Origin of the sequence: Dyadobacter jejuensis (assembly GCF_003149085.1) — a bacterium.
Classification (GTDB): domain Bacteria; phylum Bacteroidota; class Bacteroidia; order Cytophagales; family Spirosomataceae; genus Dyadobacter; species Dyadobacter jejuensis.
Map to the genome: position 1 here is coordinate 106,623 of NZ_QGDT01000012.1, position 18,260 is coordinate 124,882.

General features: G+C 46.0%; 14 protein-coding genes. 3 read left to right on the forward strand and 11 right to left on the reverse strand.

Translation table 11 applies throughout. The annotated features are described in order from the left end of the window. Nucleotides 1-3 precede the first annotated feature (3 nt). The 3 genes from CLV98_RS18770 to rbsK all read left to right on the forward strand — a co-directional run bounded on the left by CLV98_RS18770 (nucleotide 4) and on the right by rbsK (nucleotide 6,482). Nucleotides 4-4,371 carry a CusA/CzcA family heavy metal efflux RND transporter gene (locus CLV98_RS18770; protein WP_109676825.1) on the forward strand — a complete coding sequence of 1,456 codons (4,368 nt, stop codon included), beginning with the start codon at nucleotides 4-6 and terminating at the stop codon, nucleotides 4,369-4,371. Nucleotides 4,372-4,384: 13 nt separating this feature from the next. Next, a complete protein-coding gene (locus CLV98_RS18775) occupies nucleotides 4,385-5,515 on the forward strand; it encodes an efflux RND transporter periplasmic adaptor subunit (protein ID WP_109676827.1) in 1,131 nt (376 codons plus the stop codon). 67 nt (nucleotides 5,516-5,582) lie between these two features. Beyond that, nucleotides 5,583-6,482, forward strand: coding sequence for a ribokinase (rbsK, locus tag CLV98_RS18780; protein WP_310588738.1), 900 nt, complete (start codon nucleotides 5,583-5,585; stop codon nucleotides 6,480-6,482). A 93-nt stretch (nucleotides 6,483-6,575) separates the two neighbouring features. Here the strand turns inward: rbsK and rfbD are convergent, their stop codons facing one another. The 11 genes from rfbD to CLV98_RS18835 form a co-directional block, all read right to left on the reverse strand. After that, entirely contained in the window at nucleotides 6,576-7,424 is an 849-nt protein-coding gene (gene rfbD, locus CLV98_RS18785) for a dTDP-4-dehydrorhamnose reductase (RefSeq protein ID WP_109676829.1), read from the reverse strand. A 491-nt stretch (nucleotides 7,425-7,915) separates the two neighbouring features. After that, nucleotides 7,916-9,046 (reverse strand): YjbH domain-containing protein, encoded by a 1,131-nt coding sequence (locus tag CLV98_RS18790; RefSeq protein WP_109676831.1) that lies wholly within the window; start codon nucleotides 9,044-9,046, stop codon nucleotides 7,916-7,918. After that, nucleotides 9,033-9,905, reverse strand: coding sequence for a YjbH domain-containing protein (locus CLV98_RS18795; protein WP_109676833.1), 873 nt, complete (start codon nucleotides 9,903-9,905; stop codon nucleotides 9,033-9,035). The genes CLV98_RS18790 and CLV98_RS18795 overlap by 14 nt, the downstream gene beginning before the upstream one ends. Then, the gene (locus CLV98_RS18800) at nucleotides 9,871-10,902 is read right to left on the reverse strand and encodes a hypothetical protein (RefSeq protein WP_109676835.1); all 1,032 of its coding nucleotides are present in this window, start codon (nucleotides 10,900-10,902) and stop codon (nucleotides 9,871-9,873) included. Before CLV98_RS18800 ends, CLV98_RS18795 begins: the two co-directional genes overlap by 35 nt. Nucleotides 10,903-11,034: 132 nt before the next feature. After that, a complete protein-coding gene (locus CLV98_RS18805; RefSeq protein WP_109676837.1) occupies nucleotides 11,035-12,402 on the reverse strand; it encodes an exopolysaccharide biosynthesis polyprenyl glycosylphosphotransferase in 1,368 nt (455 codons plus the stop codon). A gap of 300 nt (nucleotides 12,403-12,702) precedes the next feature. Next, nucleotides 12,703-13,941, reverse strand: coding sequence for a WcaI family glycosyltransferase (locus tag CLV98_RS18810; RefSeq protein ID WP_109676839.1), 1,239 nt, complete (start codon nucleotides 13,939-13,941; stop codon nucleotides 12,703-12,705). A gap of 21 nt (nucleotides 13,942-13,962) precedes the next feature. Further along, nucleotides 13,963-14,334, reverse strand: a complete 372-nt coding sequence (locus tag CLV98_RS18815; RefSeq protein ID WP_109676924.1) for a hypothetical protein — start codon at nucleotides 14,332-14,334, stop codon at nucleotides 13,963-13,965. 47 nt (nucleotides 14,335-14,381) lie between these two features. Continuing rightward, complete coding sequence (locus CLV98_RS18820) at nucleotides 14,382-15,344, reverse strand: NAD-dependent epimerase/dehydratase family protein (RefSeq protein ID WP_109676841.1); 963 nt, start codon at nucleotides 15,342-15,344, stop codon at nucleotides 14,382-14,384. Further along, nucleotides 15,341-15,889: a WcaF family extracellular polysaccharide biosynthesis acetyltransferase gene (locus CLV98_RS18825; RefSeq protein WP_109676843.1), complete on the reverse strand. Its 549-nt coding sequence runs from the start codon at nucleotides 15,887-15,889 to the stop codon at nucleotides 15,341-15,343. Before CLV98_RS18825 ends, CLV98_RS18820 begins: the two co-directional genes overlap by 4 nt. Next, nucleotides 15,889-17,058 carry a glycosyltransferase gene (locus CLV98_RS18830; RefSeq protein ID WP_109676845.1) on the reverse strand — a complete coding sequence of 390 codons (1,170 nt, stop codon included), beginning with the start codon at nucleotides 17,056-17,058 and terminating at the stop codon, nucleotides 15,889-15,891. Before CLV98_RS18830 ends, CLV98_RS18825 begins: the two co-directional genes overlap by 1 nt. Next, on the reverse strand, nucleotides 17,058-18,227 hold the full coding sequence (locus CLV98_RS18835; RefSeq protein ID WP_109676847.1) for a glycosyltransferase: 1,170 nt from the start codon (nucleotides 18,225-18,227) through the stop codon (nucleotides 17,058-17,060). The genes CLV98_RS18830 and CLV98_RS18835 overlap by 1 nt, the downstream gene beginning before the upstream one ends. Nucleotides 18,228-18,260 lie beyond the last annotated feature (33 nt).

The window sequence follows — 18,260 nt, forward strand, 5'->3', positions numbered from 1 at the left end:
GATATGTTAAAATCCATTATAGAGTTTGCTGTTAAAAGCAAGCTCATTATCGGGCTATTCGTGCTTGGGCTCATCGCCTATGGGAGCTATGAGCTCCAACACCTGCCGATCGACGCCGTGCCCGATATTACAGACAATCAGGTGCAGGTGATCACCATCGCTCCCTCGTATGGGGCTACCGATATCGAAAGATTGGTGACTTTCCCCATAGAACAGGCCAATAGCAATATTGCCGGTATCAAAGAGATCCGCAGTTTCTCCCGCTTTGGGCTATCGTTGGTGACGATCGTCTTCACCGACGATACGGATGTATACTGGGCCCGACAGCAGGTGTCCGAACGCCTTCAAAAGGTGCAAACCGAAATCCCCAAAGGAATAGGCATTCCAGAGCTTGGGCCTATCAGCACCGGACTGGGGGAGATCTACCAATATGTGGTGCGCCCCAAAAAGGGGTACGAACACCGTTATGACGAAACAGAGCTGCGGACTATACAGGATTGGATCGTACGGCGGCAGCTGCTGGGGGTGAAGGGCGTGGCCGAGGTCAGTAGTTTTGGGGGCAAGCTCAAGCAATATGCCATAGAAGTGAACCCCAATAAGCTGATGGCGTATGGAGTGACGATCGACGAGGTATTTACGGCCCTGGACAATAATAACCAGAATACCGGTGGAGCCTATATAGAAAAGGGCCCTACCGTACTCTTTATACGTACCGAGGGCCTAGTGGCCGATATCGAAGATATTAATAATATACCCCTGAAGCAATTGTCGGATGGACAGCCCCTGTTTGTCCGGGATGTGGCTCAGGTAACTCAGAGCTATGCCACCCGTTATGGAGCCCTGTGTTATAACGACGAAGGGGAGGTGTCGGGAGCGGTGGTGATGATGCTCAAAGGGGCTAATAGTAGCGAGGTAATCGTGAATGTGAAGGACAGGATCGCTGAGATACAGAAGACCCTCCCCGAAGGAGTGGTGATAGAGCCTTTTCTGGATCGTTCCAAAATGGTGAATAACGCCATCGGAACGGTAGAGAAAAACCTGATGGAGGGCGCCCTGATCGTGGTATTTGTATTGGTGCTGTTCTTGGGCAACCTGCGTGCAGGTTTGCTCGTGGCGTCGGTCATTCCTCTTTCCATGCTATTTGCAGTCATTATGATGAATCTATTCGGCGTGAGTGGTAACCTGATGAGCCTCGGCGCCCTGGACTTCGGGCTGATCGTCGATGGGGCCGTGATCATCGTCGAGTCGGTCATGCACCATATGGCGCACCATGTCAAAATAGAAGGGAGCGATAGGGTGAGCCAGCAGGAAATGAATGAAGAAGTGAAAACCACGGCTGGTAGGATGATGAATAGTGCCGTTTTTGGGCAAATCATCATTCTGATCGTCTACCTGCCCATATTTACCCTTCAGGGAATTGAAGGCAAGATGTTTAAACCCATGGCCCAGACAGTGGCCTTTGCCCTGTTAGGCGCCTTTATATTGTCGCTGACCTATATTCCGATGATGAGTGCGCTGGTGCTCAGCAAAAAAATTAAGACCGCTCCCAATCTGTCGGATCGATGGATGGACCGCCTGGCCCGACGCTATCAGCGCTTGCTACTCAGGGCCCTGGGTTTGCCCAAAACGATAGTAGCCGGGAGTTTGGCCCTTTTTACTTTTTCTCTTTTTGTGCTATCGACCTTGGGAGGAGAGTTTATACCAGCCCTTGAGGAAGGCGACTTTGCGGTCGACACCAGGGTGCTTACGGGGAGCAATCTGCAGACTTCCATCGACTTTACCCAAAAGGCAGCACATATTTTGAAAAGTCAATTTCCGGAGGTAGAAAAAGTCGTCACCAAAATTGGGAGTGGCGAGGTGCCTACCGATCCTATGCCCATGGAAGCCAGCGATCTGATGGTGATATTGAAGGACAAGTCCGAATGGACTTCGGCCACCACCTTTCCGGAGCTGTCCGAGAAAATGGGTGCGGCGCTCAAAGCCGTGCCCGGCATTACAACAGGCTTTCAATTCCCCGTTCAGATGCGCTTCAATGAGCTGATGACTGGAGCCCGGCAGGATGTAGTATGTAAAATATTTGGAGAGGATCTCGATACCCTGTCCAAATATGCCCAAGAATTAGGCGTACTCGTCAACCAGGTAGAAGGGGCCAAGGACTTGTATGTAGAAGCCGTGGCAGGAGTCGACCAGATCACCATCGTTTACAATAGACCCCTGATGGCACAATATGGGCTACATATCGCCGATGTAAATCGGGTGGTACATACCGCTTTCGCGGGACAAAGCAGCGGTCAGGTGTTTGAAGGCGAAAAGCGCTTCGACCTGATGGTAAGGTTAGGTGCGTCCAGCAAACGTAACTTAGAAGACATTCGGAATGTACTTATCCCCACCGCCAGTGGAAACCAAATCCCCTTAAGCCAGGTCGCCGCTGTGACGATCGGCCAAGGGCCTAACCAGATCCAGCGCGAAGATGCCAAAAGGCGTATCGTAGTGGGTTTTAACATTTCTGGGAGGGATGTACAGTCGGTCGTGGCCGATTTGAAACAATTGGCCGAACAGCGGATGCAGCTGCCTTCGGGGTACTATTTGACCTATGGAGGTGCTTTCGAAAATTTGAACGCCGCTACCCAGCGACTGATGATAGCGGTACCTATTTCTCTGTTATTAATTTTTGTCCTGCTATTTTTTGCCTTTGGATCCTTGAAAGATAGCCTGCTGATCTATACGGCCATACCCCTGTCGGCTATGGGGGGGATATTGGCCCTGGCACTCCGACAGATGCCCTTTAGTATCAGTGCGGGGATAGGCTTTATCGCCCTGTTTGGCGTGGCGGTGCTCAACGGTATCGTATTGGTGGCCGAGTTTAACAGGCTTAGGAAACAGGGTGAGCTCAGCCTAGTCGACTGCGTGGTGGAGGGTGCCCAGCTGCGGCTCCGACCCGTATTGATGACGGCCTTTGTGGCCTCTTTAGGGTTTCTGCCCATGGCCCTGAGCAATGGAGCCGGTGCGGAAGTACAGCGTCCCTTGGCGACGGTCGTCATTGGCGGACTATTGGTGGCTACCTTTCTTACCCTCTTCGTATTGCCTATTCTTTATATTTTCTTTGCTGGGGGCTTCTCTAAGCCCAAAGGGGCTAGCGCTGGCCTGGCTGTGGTGTGGGTGCTGCTGAGCTTCGGGCTGCTGGCTCCCTCTGCCGCCTCTGCCCAGTCCGACAGCCTTAGCTTGTCGGAAGCCATCAGGGTAGCCCAACAAAATAATCTGGATATGGCCGTCGACAAACAGCGGGTCGATTATCAAAAAGCCTTGGTGGGCACCGCCCGTACCCTTCCACAGACCAATGTGCTCACCGAAGTCGGGCAGATCAACAGCATCTATATGGACACCCGTTTCGCTGTGGGGCAGTCGTTTAGCCTGCCAGGAGTGTATCGAAAGCGCCGCGCCTGGCTCCACCAGGAACTGCTTGCCAGCAGTGCCCAGGTGAAGGTGAAGGCCCGAGAACTGAGCCGTCAGGTGTCCAGCGTATATGTATTGCTAGGGTACCAGTATCAAAGAAAACAGTTGATAGAGCGTATGCAGGAACGGTATGAGAATTTCCTAATACGGGCACAGGCACGTCTGTCAGTAGGGGAGTCGGAGGGGATAGAGGTATATACTGCCGAGCTGCAACTGCAACGGCTGCAGAACCTGCTGGTGGAGTTGGAGGCCGATCAGAAAATGGCCTTGATGCAACTACAGTACCTCCTCCAATCGCCTAGGACCGTTTTTCCAAAACTGGGAGAGTACGTCGATATCGTGCCAGTAGGCGATGCTGGGGGGAGTGGCATCGACGACCACCCGCAGCTCGCCTATTGGCGCCAGCGAGTGGCTGTTGCCGATGCCGCCATCGGCGTAGAAAAATCGCAGTTATTGCCTGAACTTAACCTGTCTTACGCTAATATGAGTATGCGAGGAATGGGGGCCGACGACAGGACCTATACGCCCAGCAAAAGGTTCCAAGCCGTTCAGCTTGGCGTAGGGATCCCCATTTTTCAAGGTGGACAAAAGGCTAAAATCGCCAGTGCGGTATTGGCCAAGGAGGTAGCCGCCAAGGAGCAGGAGGCCGAAGAGGCTCGTTTTAGCAAAGAATATGCCCTGGCTACCGCCACCTATGCCAAGTACCAGAAAATGGTGCAGGGCTATGAATCTGGGGCGCTGCAGAAAGCGGGAGCCATCCTAGCGTCGGCCCATCAAAAACTGGAGACAGGGAATATCAATTTGATGGAATGGACCCTGTTGACCAACCAGTCGGTGGAGGTGGAGCAGGCCTACCTAGAGGCGGTGTTTAACCTCAATCATGCTGCTATCGCATTAAATTATTATTTGGAGCAATAAAAAGAAGACGATCATGAGAAAGTCAGTAATATTCGTTTTGGGCCTGTTTTTCCTATGGGCCTGTAACGCCAATTCAGAAAAAAACGAGGAAGGCCCCCAACAGCAGGTTGACGAAACCTTGGCGGTATTGAACGAGGAGCAGATCAGCAATGCCAATATCGTAACGGCTCAGCCTACATGGCTGGTAAGTTCCCCCTTGCTAAGGCTCAATGGCTTGATAGACGTCCCACCCAAAAACAGAATCAGTGTGTCGGTGCCTATGGGCGGATACCTTAAAAGTGCCGACCTGCTGCCTGGGGCTCGGGTTCGTAAGGGGCAGGTGCTCGCCACCCTCGAAGACCAGCAGTATATACAGCTCCAACAACAGTATCTGGAGGGAAAAAACCGATTGGTATTTTTGGAAAAGGAGTTTTTACGCCAACAAGAACTTAGCAAAACCCAAGCCGCTAGTCAGAAAATGGCGCAACAAGCGGAAGCGGACTACCAAAGCCAGCGGATTGCTAATAAATCACTTTACGAAAGATTGAAAATGGTAGGAGTGGACCCCGACAAACTGGCCCTAGAACATATCTCCAGGACCATGACGGTTCGTTCCCCTATCAACGGGTTCGTGTCTCAGGCCAATATGACGCTAGGGAAATATGTGAGCCCCACCGACGTGCTTTTCGAACTGGTAGACCCTTCCGACATTCACCTCAACCTAAAGGTCTTTGAAAAGGACCTCGAGAGGCTCCAGATTGGGCAACGCATTCAGGCCTTTACCAATAACGACCCGGGCACCCTCTACAACTGTAAGGTGATACTGATCGGGAAGGACTTCTCGCCAGAAAGAACGGTAGAGCTTCATGCGCATTTCGAAAAATATGACCCCGACTTAGTCCCAGGCACCTATATGAATGCCGAAGTACGCCTGAAGGATCATAGGGCGCTAACACTCCCCGAGGATGCCGTAGTCAGTTATCAGGGGCAGACCTATGTGTTTGTTCCCCAGCTTAAAGGACAATATAGGATGCTGCCGGTGACGGTCGGGTCGTTGATAGAGGGTCGTATCGAGGTTTTGAACCCCGAACTTGCCGACAAAACGGTGGTGGTGCAGGGGGCTTATGCCCTGTTGATGTATTTAAAAAACAAGTCGGAAGATTAGGCATAGAGGGGCTGGATTTTTATTTAAAAATTGCTATATAGCAAGCCTAATCGATAACGATACATTCATGATGAAGCATACAATATTGGTGGTAGGGAGTTCGAATACCGACATGGTCGTCAAGACGAGCGAGTTTCCTCGGCCTGGACAAACGGTGTTGGGAGGTGAGTTTTTGATGAACCCGGGAGGTAAAGGAGCCAACCAGGCCGTAGCTGCGGCCAGGCTGGGTGGGCAGGTCCGGTTTATCGCCCGTCTGGGAGAAGATATCTTTGGCAAACAGGCAGAAATCAACTTTAAGGAGGAGTCCCTTGACATCGATTTTCTTACATTTTCGGAGGAACATGCCAGTGGAGTAGCATTGATTACCGTGGCAGAATCGGGTGAAAATCAGATCGTGGTGGCCTCCGGTGCCAATATGGATTTGCTTCCAGAACATATCCCCGACGCCGCTTTCGACGCCGTAGCCCTGGTGGTGATGCAATGTGAAATACCCTTGGAAACCGTCCGGTACATAAATGAGCAATGCCTCCAACGCCAAATCCCCGTTCTGTTAAACCCGGCTCCCGCCATGGGCTTGTCCGAAGAGATGCTTCAAGGTTTGTATTTGATCACCCCCAATGAAACCGAAACGGAAATTATCACGGGCATCAGGCCGGTGGACCGTCCCTCTCTTGAAGCGGCGGCGGCATGGTTCCGCGAAAGAGGCGTACAGCAGGTGGTGATCACCTTGGGCAAGGATGGGGTGTACCTGCATAACGATACCCAGCAAACCATTATCCCAGCCCAGGAAGTAACCGCCATAGATACCACCGGTGCCGGAGACGTATTCAATGGAGCCCTGGCTGCAGCCCTGGTAAAAGGCTCCGACCTAGTGGCCGCTTGCAGCTTCGCCAGCCAGGCTGCCGCCGTGTCGGTCACCCGGCTGGGCGCTCAGAGTGCAGCTCCTTTTAGCTGGGAGCTTGAGTAAAGGATGGAGCCCTCGAAGTAGGACCTTGGGCTACTGCCGTAGCAACCCCGGTACCTATGGCGATTGGCGCCATAGGTACCGGGGGCTTTTGGCTTATAAGCGGCTCAGGCATTCCTCTAGGCTATCTCTCCAATAGGGGATCGCCATATTAAAGGTAGACTTAATTTTATTCTTATCCATCACCGAAAATGCTGGTCTGGTGGCCTTGGTGATATACTCAGTCGACTTCACGGGTTTTACGCGTATGTCTACCTTTTTAATATCGAAAATGGCCTTAGCGAAATCGTACCAGCTAATGGCCCCTTCGTTGCTATAGTGATATAGTCCGTAGGCAGGAGCGGGAGCCTGCATGATATCGAGGATAGCCCCGGCCAGGTCGATGGCATAGGTAGGGGAGCCCACCTGGTCTACGATCACGCCAAGCTCCTCTCTTTCGCTGCCCAGGCGCAGCATGGTTTTGGCGAAGTTGTTTCCATATTCGGAATACAACCAGCTGGTGCGGAGTATGTAATACTGCTCCAATATGTCGATGATCTCCTTTTCGCCTTCAAGCTTGGTAAGTCCGTACATATTGTCGGGCGTAGTAAGGTCATTTTCCGATAATGCCTTTGGAATATCCCCCTTAAAGACGAAGTCGGTCGAGATCTGGATCATGGTCGCCTGATAGGTCTTACAGACCCTGGCGATATTAGCCGCTCCGTCCTTGTTGATCTTCCTACATAGCTCCTGTTCATCTTCTGCCTTATCTACGGCCGTATAGGCGGCGCAGTTAATCACAAACTGAGGTTTTTCCCTTTCCATTAAGGCCGATAGCAGGCCTTCGTCCAATATATTGCCTTCCGTTTCCGAAGGAAATACGATGTCGGTGATTTGACGCGCTGCGGCGACTTTTTTTAGACAACTTCCAAGTTGCCCTGAAGCTCCCAATACGAGGCCTTTCATAGGTATATAGTGAATAGGTGAATTATAATGATAACTGGCTTGTAGGCCCTTCCTTTTGCAAATATATTCAAAAAAAAGTCCGACACCTGATGGTTCCGGACTTTAAACTATGCTTAACGTTGAGTAAAAATACAATATCGAGGATCCCCTACCTTAGTAATTTGGCCATGAAGACTGGCTATTATTAGATATCGGGGACTTTGTTTGTAAAAAACGTTTGACAAATAAAATAAATTAATTCTGCATTTCAAATTTAACAAAATAAATAAATTTTTCTCTCATCTATTATTGTGTTGTAACTCAGGTTTATTTTCAAGTTTTTATTACTATACGTTAACCTCTCCCACGAAGGGATGGTAATGCTGCCATCAATTGGCTGTCGGTGGTCAGGTTTTTCCTGAAATCGAGGCTCGAATAGATAGGCCGGGATAGCATCGTTCTATTTAAAATAATTCGGTTATAGAAGCCTATATTGAGGCCATCTGCCTCAATTAGTCCAATTGTTTTTGTTGACGGTTCAAATAGTCGACCTGGTATTGACGTAACTTTTGGTCGAGGCTGTAGCCCATTCGGTAGCGTTCGCCAATCTTATATCCCCGGGTATAGGTATATTCCCAACGGAATTCGTCACCAGTTCGGAGCCGCACATGCTTGCCTTGTAGTATTTTGCCAGGAGGAATAGGGACGGCAATATTAAAACCTACCGTTGAGCCATTTTTTGTTTTGCTGGCATATAGGCCCAGTTCGATACTGGTAAATTGCCGGATTAGCTCCATTCTCAAGCCTCGGTCTTGGTACATAAATTGTCCGCCGGTAAGTTTGGCGGTCAGGTCGGGCCCTTTGAAGCGGTAGGCAACATCGGCGAGTAGCAGCAGATGTTCCAGCGACTCGTAATAGATGCCCCCCTTCGGATAGTAGTAGAAGCCCGTATAGCCTGCTTCTACGCCCATGGACCAGGGTTTAGAGAGGTCGGCGTGGCGGTATTGGATGTTTAGCCCATACTGGTCGTTGGCAAAGAAACCCAGGGAGGCACTAATAAAATGCTTGCCCTGTGCCCAAAACTGATTGAGGTAACTCGGAGCGGGGCGAATGTTGCGGGGGCGGCCGTCGAGGTCGTTGGTGATCGGAAAGAGGATCCCGGTGTGTAGGGCCATACCTGGCCAGAGCATCAGGGAAGTCTGGATGGCTATGCTGGTATTGCTCTCTACGGGTTTATCAAAATTCCCGAAGTTGGCCGTAAAGTAGGGCTGAAGCCAGAAGTCGAGCTTATATCCCTTGAGCTGTAAGGGAGCCTTACTATGGCTGTAGTATTCCTTTCTTTCATTTGGTTCCATCGGGCGGTAATTCCAGGACTGTCCCTTGGAATACACTCCTACCGGCATCCCTTGAAAAAGGGGGCTGTAGTGCTGAACCCCACTGTCGGCCATGATGCGCTGCATTTCGAATAGTCCGATGAAAGGGTTCCGGTACATGCGTTGTTCGTACTGGACCGCCTCCTCCGTATGGGTGATATGCTCATAGTCGTTTACCAGTTTTTCGGGGCTAAACCGGTCCGTTTGTGCCCACGCCGGAAACAGTGGTGCGCAAAGCAGGTATAGCCAAAGGGTATTATTCGCGCTCATGAGATTGCAATTTTAGGCGTTTGGAGGGCTTGAGCAAGGAAAGAGCGAAGGAAGTGCCAAAGGACACCTGGTCGAAGTTGAGCAGGGCACCTTGTATCGTCCAGCGATCCCATAGCTTCACGTATGCTCCCATATTGATATGCTGGGAATCGAACTCGGCCATCAGGCCACCAACAGACTTATAATGTAAAATAGCTCCCCCAAAAGGCCCTTGTAGATAATGATTTTTGTATCGGTCTTCACTCTTTTTTTGCCAGGCAAAATTGGACAGGATACTGGAGTTTTTTAAGTTGCTTTCGTCTCTCCACAAATAGTACGGGCTGCCATATCCGGCGCTCACTTCCAGTTTGAGGTCCTTTTGAATGGTCCAGTTTTTGGTGGCCACCAGGGCATGGGTGAGCATGGCGCCGTCGATGGTAAAGGGGGTGGTGAGCACCAAGGCCAAAGAGGGGCGCTTGGGCTTCTCCTTCAGAATAAGATAACGTAGGTCGAGCTGTCGGTCGCCCAGTGCCTCCCGTACCTGATGGGTATCGGTACTCCTTAACTGTAAAAAGTTGACGTTGACTTCGAATCTTTTAAGAAAGGTGACGTTGGCAAACAGGATTTGCTCGGGATTAGTACCTCGACGCCGTAAGCCATAGCGTATGGGGTTATAGTTGTAGCCAAAGCTAAATTGCCCATCTTCGACGGCCACGGCATTAGGGGTAAAGATGAGTCCGGGCTTGCCCGATAGGTTGACTTGGGCCTGAACAGCCCCCATGCAAAACAACAAAAGGAAGGACAGCACCAGGCCGCCCTTCCTCTTAAAAATAGTCCTATTTTGCTTAATTTCCACCTCCTTGGTTGTGGCAGCTTTCAATTAATTTGACTTTAGAAGCCTCTGCTTTGGCTAGGGCCGCAGCATAATTGGCATTGGCAGTGGCCAAGTCTTTATCTCTGGCAGCAGCGGCATTGGTGGTAGCAGCTGTAGTTTTTGCCGTACATGCTTTAATATCGGCGGCTTGTAGCTCATTTAAAGAGCTTAGATAGCCCAATAATTGAATCTTGCTAAGCGCTGCAAGTAATGCATAATTTGCTCCCAAAGCCTCTTTTGCAGCGTCGAGGGTGGTGATAGCCGAAGTGGAAAGCGCTTCTGCCTGGGTACGCAAGGCAGCATATTTGGCGGGTATAGCCGCCTGACAAGCCGTTTCTGCAGCGGCCAAAGGAGCAATGTTTGCGGCATAAGCAGCGGCAATTTTAGCGGCTTCGCTCGCTTTGGTAGCATCCAACTTCGTTTTTACGGTGGCATAGGTGGCATTTGCCGCAGTAATACAAGCGTCTTCTACCAAGACTCCATTAACGGCCTCAACTCCTTCGATAATAGCCGTACGGGTCCCCGATATGGCAGTTCCTCCAACGGTTGGAAGGGTAAGAGTCGGCAAATAAGCCTTTAGGGTTGGGTCGGCAGCTACCTTATCCATTACGGCCTTTAGGTTGGCAGGCAAGGCTCCACCAGCCGAAACGGCAGCGATCACCTCAGGAGTAACAGAATTTAGCGTGTTTACCTCTTCTGTGCTCAGTGCTCCGGATACCTCGGCAGCGGCCGATGTAGCGGCTGCAGGAATGTTGGTCGGGGTAATGGCACTTATGGCGGTGGCCGTTTCGGTAGTTTTGGCCGAAACAGCAATGGAAGATTCGGTAGAAGTCACCGCTTCAGGGGTGCTTACGGCTACCTCTTCCACTTCAATGCCGTTAATTTCATCTACCAACTCGGTATCGGGCTCGGTAGGGAACGGTTCGTCCTTCTTCTTACAGTTGTACATCACTCCGGTGATGAGCAACGAAAGGGTTAAGATCTTGAGTGTACGTTTTTTCATTTTGATCGATTGATTAATAAATAAGTAATGGTACGAATTGTGCTGTTAATTAAAAGAGGTGAGAAGGGGCCTATCGCACCTGCAGCCACAACAGGTACAAATTTCTTAGGTACGAATACCACCATCACGGGTTTATTGTCCCCGGCCTAAAACCATCACCTGAACGGTTTTAAAGATCAATTTGATGTCGTCTAATAGGCTATATGATTTCAGATATTGAACATCGTATCTGAGACGTTCTACGTTTTTAGCCACGGTATCGGCATATCCTACGTTGATCTGTCCGATAGAGGTAATTCCGGGCTTTACGGTCAACAACCTCTGGAAGTCGTGTGGCTCGGCTTCCATGAGCATATCCACATCATATTTGTATAGGGGCCGAGGTCCTACAACGGACATATCGCCTTTGAGTACATTGAAAAATTGTGGAAGTTCGTCGAGTCGGGTCTTGCGCAAGATCTTGCCCACCGGTGTGATGCGCGGATCGTCGTCACCTTGGGAATGTTGTAGGCCCATTTTGTCGGCATCTACATACATGCTTCTGAATTTGTAGATCTCGAAAATCTCCCCCCAACGGCCTGAGCGCTTTTGACGGAAAAATATAGGTCCTGGTGAGGAAAGTTTAACCACCAACATTAATAATAAGAACAAGGGAGCACCCAGGATCATGACTACACCCGAAAAGGCCAGGTCAAATACCCTTTTGATACTCTGCTCCTGTACATTGGAGAAGGGCTTGGTATTGACCTGAATGACGGGGTACAGGTCGTGGTACTCGATATTGGCCATTTTGTCTACAAAACCCCGGAAGTCCGGAACGAGCCTGATTTGAGTACGATGCCGCTCTCCCAAGCGGATCAGGTCGCTTACCTGGTCGTCGGTCAGGTCGGACATGCAGCAGTATACATAATCTAATTTTTGCTCCTTAATCATCTGCTCGATGCGGGCTATCTGTTCCCCATCGTTGCTAAAAGGAAAGGCCCCATAAAAGCGGTATCCCAGCTCCCTATTTTTATTATAAAAGCCACGGATCATAGACGAAAGTTCTCCATTGCCTATGATAATGTAGCGGTTGTAGTTGTAGCCGGCCTGGCGGTAAAGCTTAAGACCACTCACCGTAAAGGCACGGGCTATGGCCGCTACCAATATAAATAGGCCATAGGTAAGAGATACCTGGGAACGGGAATAGAGCTCTCCTACCTGGGCCAAATACATAAAGGCCATGAGTAAGCCAGCATGCACGACAGCCGTTTTGAGTAGGCTGGTGATCTGAATATTAAAATGATAGGATAAGCGGGTAAAATGGTAGGTCTTGGCCCAGTTGCTGCAAAGAATCCATAGCAGGTTGGCTACCAATAACATATTGACATAAGGATCCCCGATTAAATGCGGTAATGTTTCAAAACGGAGGGCGTAGGCGAGAAAAAAGGATACATTCAATAGGACAAGATCCGTCCAGAGATGCACCTTCGGCAGAAGGCCAGTGAGTCGATTTTTCATGATGTTTTAGTATAACGTTGAGTAAATTATTCCTTACAACCAGTTATGCTGGCTGGCATGCTGAACTTTAGGTATTTTTAGTATTCTTGATAGAGTCGTTATAGTGTAAATTCTATTTCTAAGAATAGATTATTAGAAATCAATCTACAAAACATTTGAAACTACGTACGAATATACCAAATAAACAATAGAAATAAAGGTGCATTTTTACAATAAAATCCAATTCATAGAGAAATTGCAAATGTATCTCTAAATTGTACTATATCTAGTCCCATGAATTTATTAAACGGTAAAGAGACGTTAGTTTTTCTGATGAAGTATATGTTGAATACTTATTTCGAACGAAGACAAAATGGCTTCCTTGGTCAGGTTGTGTAGCACATAATTCCGGGCATTGGCTTGAATGACAGTCAAATCCTGTTGGCTGGCTTGGCGAATGGTGGCGGCCAGGGCAGGGGCCGATTCTGGAGGGCAGATTAATCCTACCTGATGGTTCTGTATCAAGTCGTATAAGCTAGTTCCAGCGTCTGCCGTTACGATCGCGCAGCCGCCAGCCGATAGTATGGTGGTGAGCTTAGAGGGCATAACCAGGTCAGCTGCCGATTTTTTTTGTAAAACCAGGTGTACATTGGCTATCCCCAGCATTTTGGGAAGTAGTTCGTAGGGCTGCAAAGGTTTGAAAATTATATTTTGGAGGTTGGATTGGGCCACCAAGGCTTCTAATTTAGCTTTGGCTCCACCCGACCCTACGATTACAAATTTTAGGTGGGGAAGGTCCTTAGTCAATTCCGCTACCTCTATAATGACTTCTAGTCCCTGTTTCTCGCCCAAATTACCCGAATAAAGCACCACAAAGTCTTGAAGGCCTAATCCCCACGCCTGTCTTAGGGAATCGGTTATGGGAACGGGTGTAATGGTGTTTTGGTCGACCCAGTTAGGGAACATCAAAATATTGTTTTCGGAAACCCCTTTGCCAAGAATTTTTCTTTTCATTCCCTCGCTAATGGTCGATACCTTACTGCTATTTTTGAGTAAGAAACGTTCAAAGCCGAACATGCTATTCAGGAAGAAGTTATTTTTGATCATACCCAATTCTTTGGCGGCATCCACCTGAAGGTCTTGAATATGGGCGATCAATTTACCCCCTTTTATAAACTTATAAATTAAGGGCAATATGGCAATATGGAAGGGGGGCGCTACGCAAAAAACAAGATCGTATTTTTTGGTGAATATGGATTTTAACCAGAAGGTGGAGGTGCGTGCCAAAAATGAAAATTCATGTAGAATTCTTTTTATAGAGCTTACCTCTTGGGGAACATAAATGGGATAGCGGTGAATCTGCACGTTGCCCCGTCGTTCTATAAAGGAACCGCGCCCTCGATATTCGGGGTGCACCTCCCATTCGGGGTAATAAGGCATGGTAGTGACCACGGTTACGTCATGGCCTTGCTCTCCAAGCCAGGCACCCATTTCTCCGGTGTATTTTCCAATACCGGTAAGTTCGGGTGCATAATTGATGCCGTAGATTAAAATGCGCATGATGGGTTGGTTGTTTAACGTTTAGAGGGTTTTCTTTTTTAGTACCAATTGCTGTATAGCCAAAGCGGGGAGCATCCCCAGCAGGGTTCCCGCCATGCCCCAGCCAATGTCGCCCCAGTCAAAATGTCGTCGAGGAAGTAATAATTGTCCCACCTCCGCCATGCTGACCAAAAACAATAAGGATACCAGGACGAGCATAGCTCTTGTCCATATCGATTTATTGGAGAACAGAGGCAAAAAAGGCCCTATAAATCCTAAAAATACGAAGGGTACGGCCGTTCTTAGATTCTTATTTTTATTGGTCCATTCCCCCAGCCAATGTGGAAATATGGGTAGTAACCCTATATCGGGATTGGGGAGCCAGCTGAAGATCAGAACGAAAATCATTAACATAAGTCCCACAATTCCTATTAAGTATCTTTGGATTAATTTGAAAAGATTTATATTTCTTGGCTTTTTATCCATTCTATCGTTTTCTTGTTACCAACTTCTCGAGAAATGGGTAGGTTTGGAGCTAACCTCTGAATTTGAGATAAATCGAAGACATTATCCGTTGTCATATTTTGTAACCGAAAGCTTGTCATTGGGAAAGTGACGCCAATTATTTTTAGAGCATCTCCAAAGTAGCCAGCTAATTTAAAGATGAAAAAAGGTATATTTGGTATTTTTATATTCTCGATTGCTGCTATTTCATTGGCCCACTCTTCAATTTTATAAGGTTCATAATCACCTAAATAAAATACCTTAGAATGCACTTCCTGTGCTGATTTATCCAATAATGATTCTATTTGATAAATCGTATTTTCTATATAACCATAAGTTTTTTTGCAGGCCTTAGAACCCATGTGAAAATAACTTTTACTAAGTACAATATTAAAAAATTGATTATACGGTTCGCCAAAGTACGGGCCCCAAATGGAGGTTGGACGTATTATACTCCAAATATAATTTGGGTTTCGTTTTTTTATTAACTTCTCTGTAATTACCTTACTTCTCCCATATATTGTATGTGGTAAATAGTCATCATAGTCGCGTGGAGTATACCCCGGCTGGCATACGTACATGGAGGAGGTGAATATAACCTGTTTCAAATTTTTACACTTCTCCAGGCAGTTAAGAAGGGTAGTAACACCATCTGTGTTTACTTGATATTCCTCAAGTGATTTTCCATTTAAATCGGTTCTAGCAGCGAGATGAATTACATATTCTGGATTGTATTCTATTATCGTTTTATGCATGGAATCATTATCACATAAATCTAGTTCTATCCATAAATCTTGTTGTTCTTTTAACTTGGGTGGTTTATAATCTAAATTTATAACTTGATGCCCTTGAGATAGCAAACTTTTCATAAGGTGAGTGCCTATAAATCCTGAACCACCTGTTAATAAGTATCTTTTCATATTCTATTTTTTATGGGTTTAGCTGGAGTACCTACACAGATTTTGCCACTAGGCAATGAATGAAGTACCGAGCTCCTTGCTGCTACAATTGTGCCTTTGCCTATAACAACACCTGGAGCGATGTAAACATCATTGGTTAACCAACATTCGTCTTCAATTATTACCGGTTTCGCAAATATGTCGAAGGTAACTTTGTCATATTCATGTCCACCGGTGTTTAAATATACTTTATGAGCTAATGCCACATGATTTCCTAACTGGATTTTCCCTAAGCTATAAAAAACATTATCCTCACCTATCCAGCAATAATCACCAATAGAAATATTCCATGGATAAGTAAACTTTGCCGACGAACGGATTAAGACTCCTTTTCCAATATGTGCTCCAAATAGCCTTAGCAAGAATCTGCGCCAGGGATAAAGAAACTGAGGTGACCAAGCAAACAAAGTCGACTGAATAATCCACCAAAGTTGAACAACTATTGCCGATCGGCCTCTGAAGTGAATTGGTACTTTAAAATTTTCTAAATCTTGATATTGTTTCATTAATATTGGCGAATACTATTTAAAAATGATTTGGCTGCACTTTCTATAGAGTAGTTGTTTTTAAATAAATTGTTAGCATTCTCCTGCATTTCCAACTTATTATTTTGATTTTTATCACACCAACTTTTTAAACTGTCATATATTCCACTTTCTGTATCGTCAGTTATTATTCCAGCGGAATGGTTAATAATCTCTTTTTGAATATTAACCTTATTAGTTGTTAAAACAGCCTTGCCGCATGCCATGGCTTCGGCTAAAACAATGCCAAAATTTTCTTGATGACTAGGTAAAATGAAAACCTCACATCCATATAGTACTGACCACTTTTGGTCCCCCGTAAGCATACCTGTAAATATAATTTCTGGAATATTATTAGCAAGTTCTACCATTTTAGTGCCGTATGGGCTCTCTAAGCCAGGCCCCGCTATAATTAGTTTAGGAATATTATGGTAATGCTCTTTTAGTTTAATATAGGCCCTTATTAGGAGTTCGACCCCTTTTTTTATATCGATCCTACTCATGAATAAAATATACGGATCATTGCTTATGTTAAACTTAGTTAGGCAATCCTTCATTTTGGTGTCGAATAATGGAGGTGGTTGGATGCCATACCCTACATTCAATTCTTTTTTCGGTTTGTAACCGGAAAATGTTGTTCTGGCAAGAAGTAATTCTTCGTTTGTTGTAAATAGTACACCATCTGCATTATTTATGACATGTTTTTCAATCAAGTGCCAATAGAGTGTATTTCGAATTGCTTTAAGTTTGCGATTTGAAGCTTTTTGAAACCATGGATCGAGCATTCCATGAGGCATTACGAATACCTTTACAGTGGATGTTTTAGCTCTTTTTAATTGATTGGAGACAATTTTATTAACTAAATAACTATGATAGTTCCAGAGACCGTGAATTATAATCACATCATATTTATTAAAATTATACTCGAACCATCTAGCAAAATTAGAATTAAACTTCCAAGAAGTTTGATATGCACCTAATGCATATATTTTAAAGTTGTCTTCCTTAATGAAGGAACTAGATGGCTCATCAAAGCAAACAACCTCGTTGGTGACGTTCAGTTTCTCTAATTCAGGTATTGAATTTCGAACACCTTGACACGGACCTCCTTGTAGTGGATCCATACTTGGAATAACTCGAAGTATTTTCATTATTGTATACTTTCAATTGATTGATATATTTGGCTAATCTGATCCAGAGCATGATTGCTGCTAAAGCGTTTGATATTTTGAAATCCTTTCAACTTAGTTTCTGATTTTTGATCATAATCTAAGTTTAGCACTTGGTCCAAAATTAATGCGGATTCAACCAACCAAGTTTCTAGTTTGTGATTTTCTGTTGGTCTTTTGTTTATATAGATAGCTGCTTCACCACCTACCTCATTCATAGGTGCTTCATTGGTAGTTATCACTATTGTACCACAAGCCATGGCCTCAGCAATTGGCCATCCAAATCCCTCTGCTATTGAGGGGAACAAAAAGACATTGGCTCCTTGATAAAATTTTTTGACAATGTCATCGGGTTTATTAATTAAGAACTCTATTTCCATCTTATACCCTGACTCTTCATAAGATTTCAATATCCTTTTGTTAGGCGCAGCGCCAACCATTATTAAAGGAAGTCTCAATTCATTATTAATTTTGCGCCATTGATCATAAATTTCGATTACTCCAATTCGATTTTTATACCACTGATTTCCGCCTACGTGTAAAATATATCCTTTTGAAATATCTAATTTGGTGTGATTCGTTAACTCCGCAATTATCTCCTGCTTTGGTGCAGGTAGAAAGGTTTGAGTTAACCCGTTATATACAACCTTGGTGATTTGAGGTTGTATTAGTAATGTTTTTAGTAAATCGGACTCTGTCTTCCTAGAAACGGATATAAAGTTGTTACTGTGACGATACCCGTCTCGAATAAATGTTTGGTAGATTTTACCGGATTTGGAAGTAGGATTTTCTTTTATCATGCCAAATGCACTTTGTTGAGCTAAAAAATCATGGCAATGAACTACATTAGGATAATTTTTAACATATTTCACCCATGGACCTAATGCCTGATCAGAGAAAACAAATAGACACTTTTGGGTCTGCATTAATAATCTTAATTTTATTAAGATTGGGAAAAATATATATTGATCAATATACCCCATCCACTTCTTAGTAAAAGCATTTCCTGGTAATTTATAAAAGAATGGGAATGGTTTCCAAACTGTAACATCGTGCCCTCTTTCTCTCATTCCATCAGATAGCCATTTAGTATACTTAGGCATGCTTTGGGAGGGCAAAAAATTTGGATGTGAGAATATGATGATTTTCATGAGAATTTTAAAGTCTTTGTTGTTTTAGGCATT

Excerpts from the sequence above, each read along its gene's own strand:
- CLV98_RS18825 (WP_109676843.1), bottom strand. The coding sequence starts at position 15,889 with ATGAAACAATATCAAGATTTAGAAAATTTTAAAGTACCAATTCACTTC.
- CLV98_RS18810 (WP_109676839.1), bottom strand. The coding sequence starts at position 13,941 with ATGCGCATTTTAATCTACGGCATCAATTATGCACCCGAACTTACCGGT.
- CLV98_RS18815 (WP_109676924.1), bottom strand. The coding sequence starts at position 14,334 with ATGTTAATGATTTTCGTTCTGATCTTCAGCTGGCTCCCCAATCCCGAT.
- CLV98_RS18775 (WP_109676827.1), top strand. The coding sequence starts at position 4,385 with ATGAGAAAGTCAGTAATATTCGTTTTGGGCCTGTTTTTCCTATGGGCC.
- rfbD (WP_109676829.1), bottom strand. The coding sequence starts at position 7,424 with ATGAAAGGCCTCGTATTGGGAGCTTCAGGGCAACTTGGAAGTTGTCTA.
- CLV98_RS18820 (WP_109676841.1), bottom strand. The coding sequence starts at position 15,344 with ATGAAAAGATACTTATTAACAGGTGGTTCAGGATTTATAGGCACTCAC.
- CLV98_RS18800 (WP_109676835.1), bottom strand. The coding sequence starts at position 10,902 with ATGAAAAAACGTACACTCAAGATCTTAACCCTTTCGTTGCTCATCACC.
- CLV98_RS18835 (WP_109676847.1), bottom strand. The coding sequence starts at position 18,227 with ATGAAAATCATCATATTCTCACATCCAAATTTTTTGCCCTCCCAAAGC.
- CLV98_RS18770 (WP_109676825.1), top strand. The coding sequence starts at position 4 with ATGTTAAAATCCATTATAGAGTTTGCTGTTAAAAGCAAGCTCATTATC.
- CLV98_RS18790 (WP_109676831.1), bottom strand. The coding sequence starts at position 9,046 with ATGAGCGCGAATAATACCCTTTGGCTATACCTGCTTTGCGCACCACTG.
- rbsK (WP_310588738.1), top strand. The coding sequence starts at position 5,583 with ATGATGAAGCATACAATATTGGTGGTAGGGAGTTCGAATACCGACATG.
- CLV98_RS18830 (WP_109676845.1), bottom strand. The coding sequence starts at position 17,058 with ATGAAAATACTTCGAGTTATTCCAAGTATGGATCCACTACAAGGAGGT.
- CLV98_RS18805 (WP_109676837.1), bottom strand. The coding sequence starts at position 12,402 with ATGAAAAATCGACTCACTGGCCTTCTGCCGAAGGTGCATCTCTGGACG.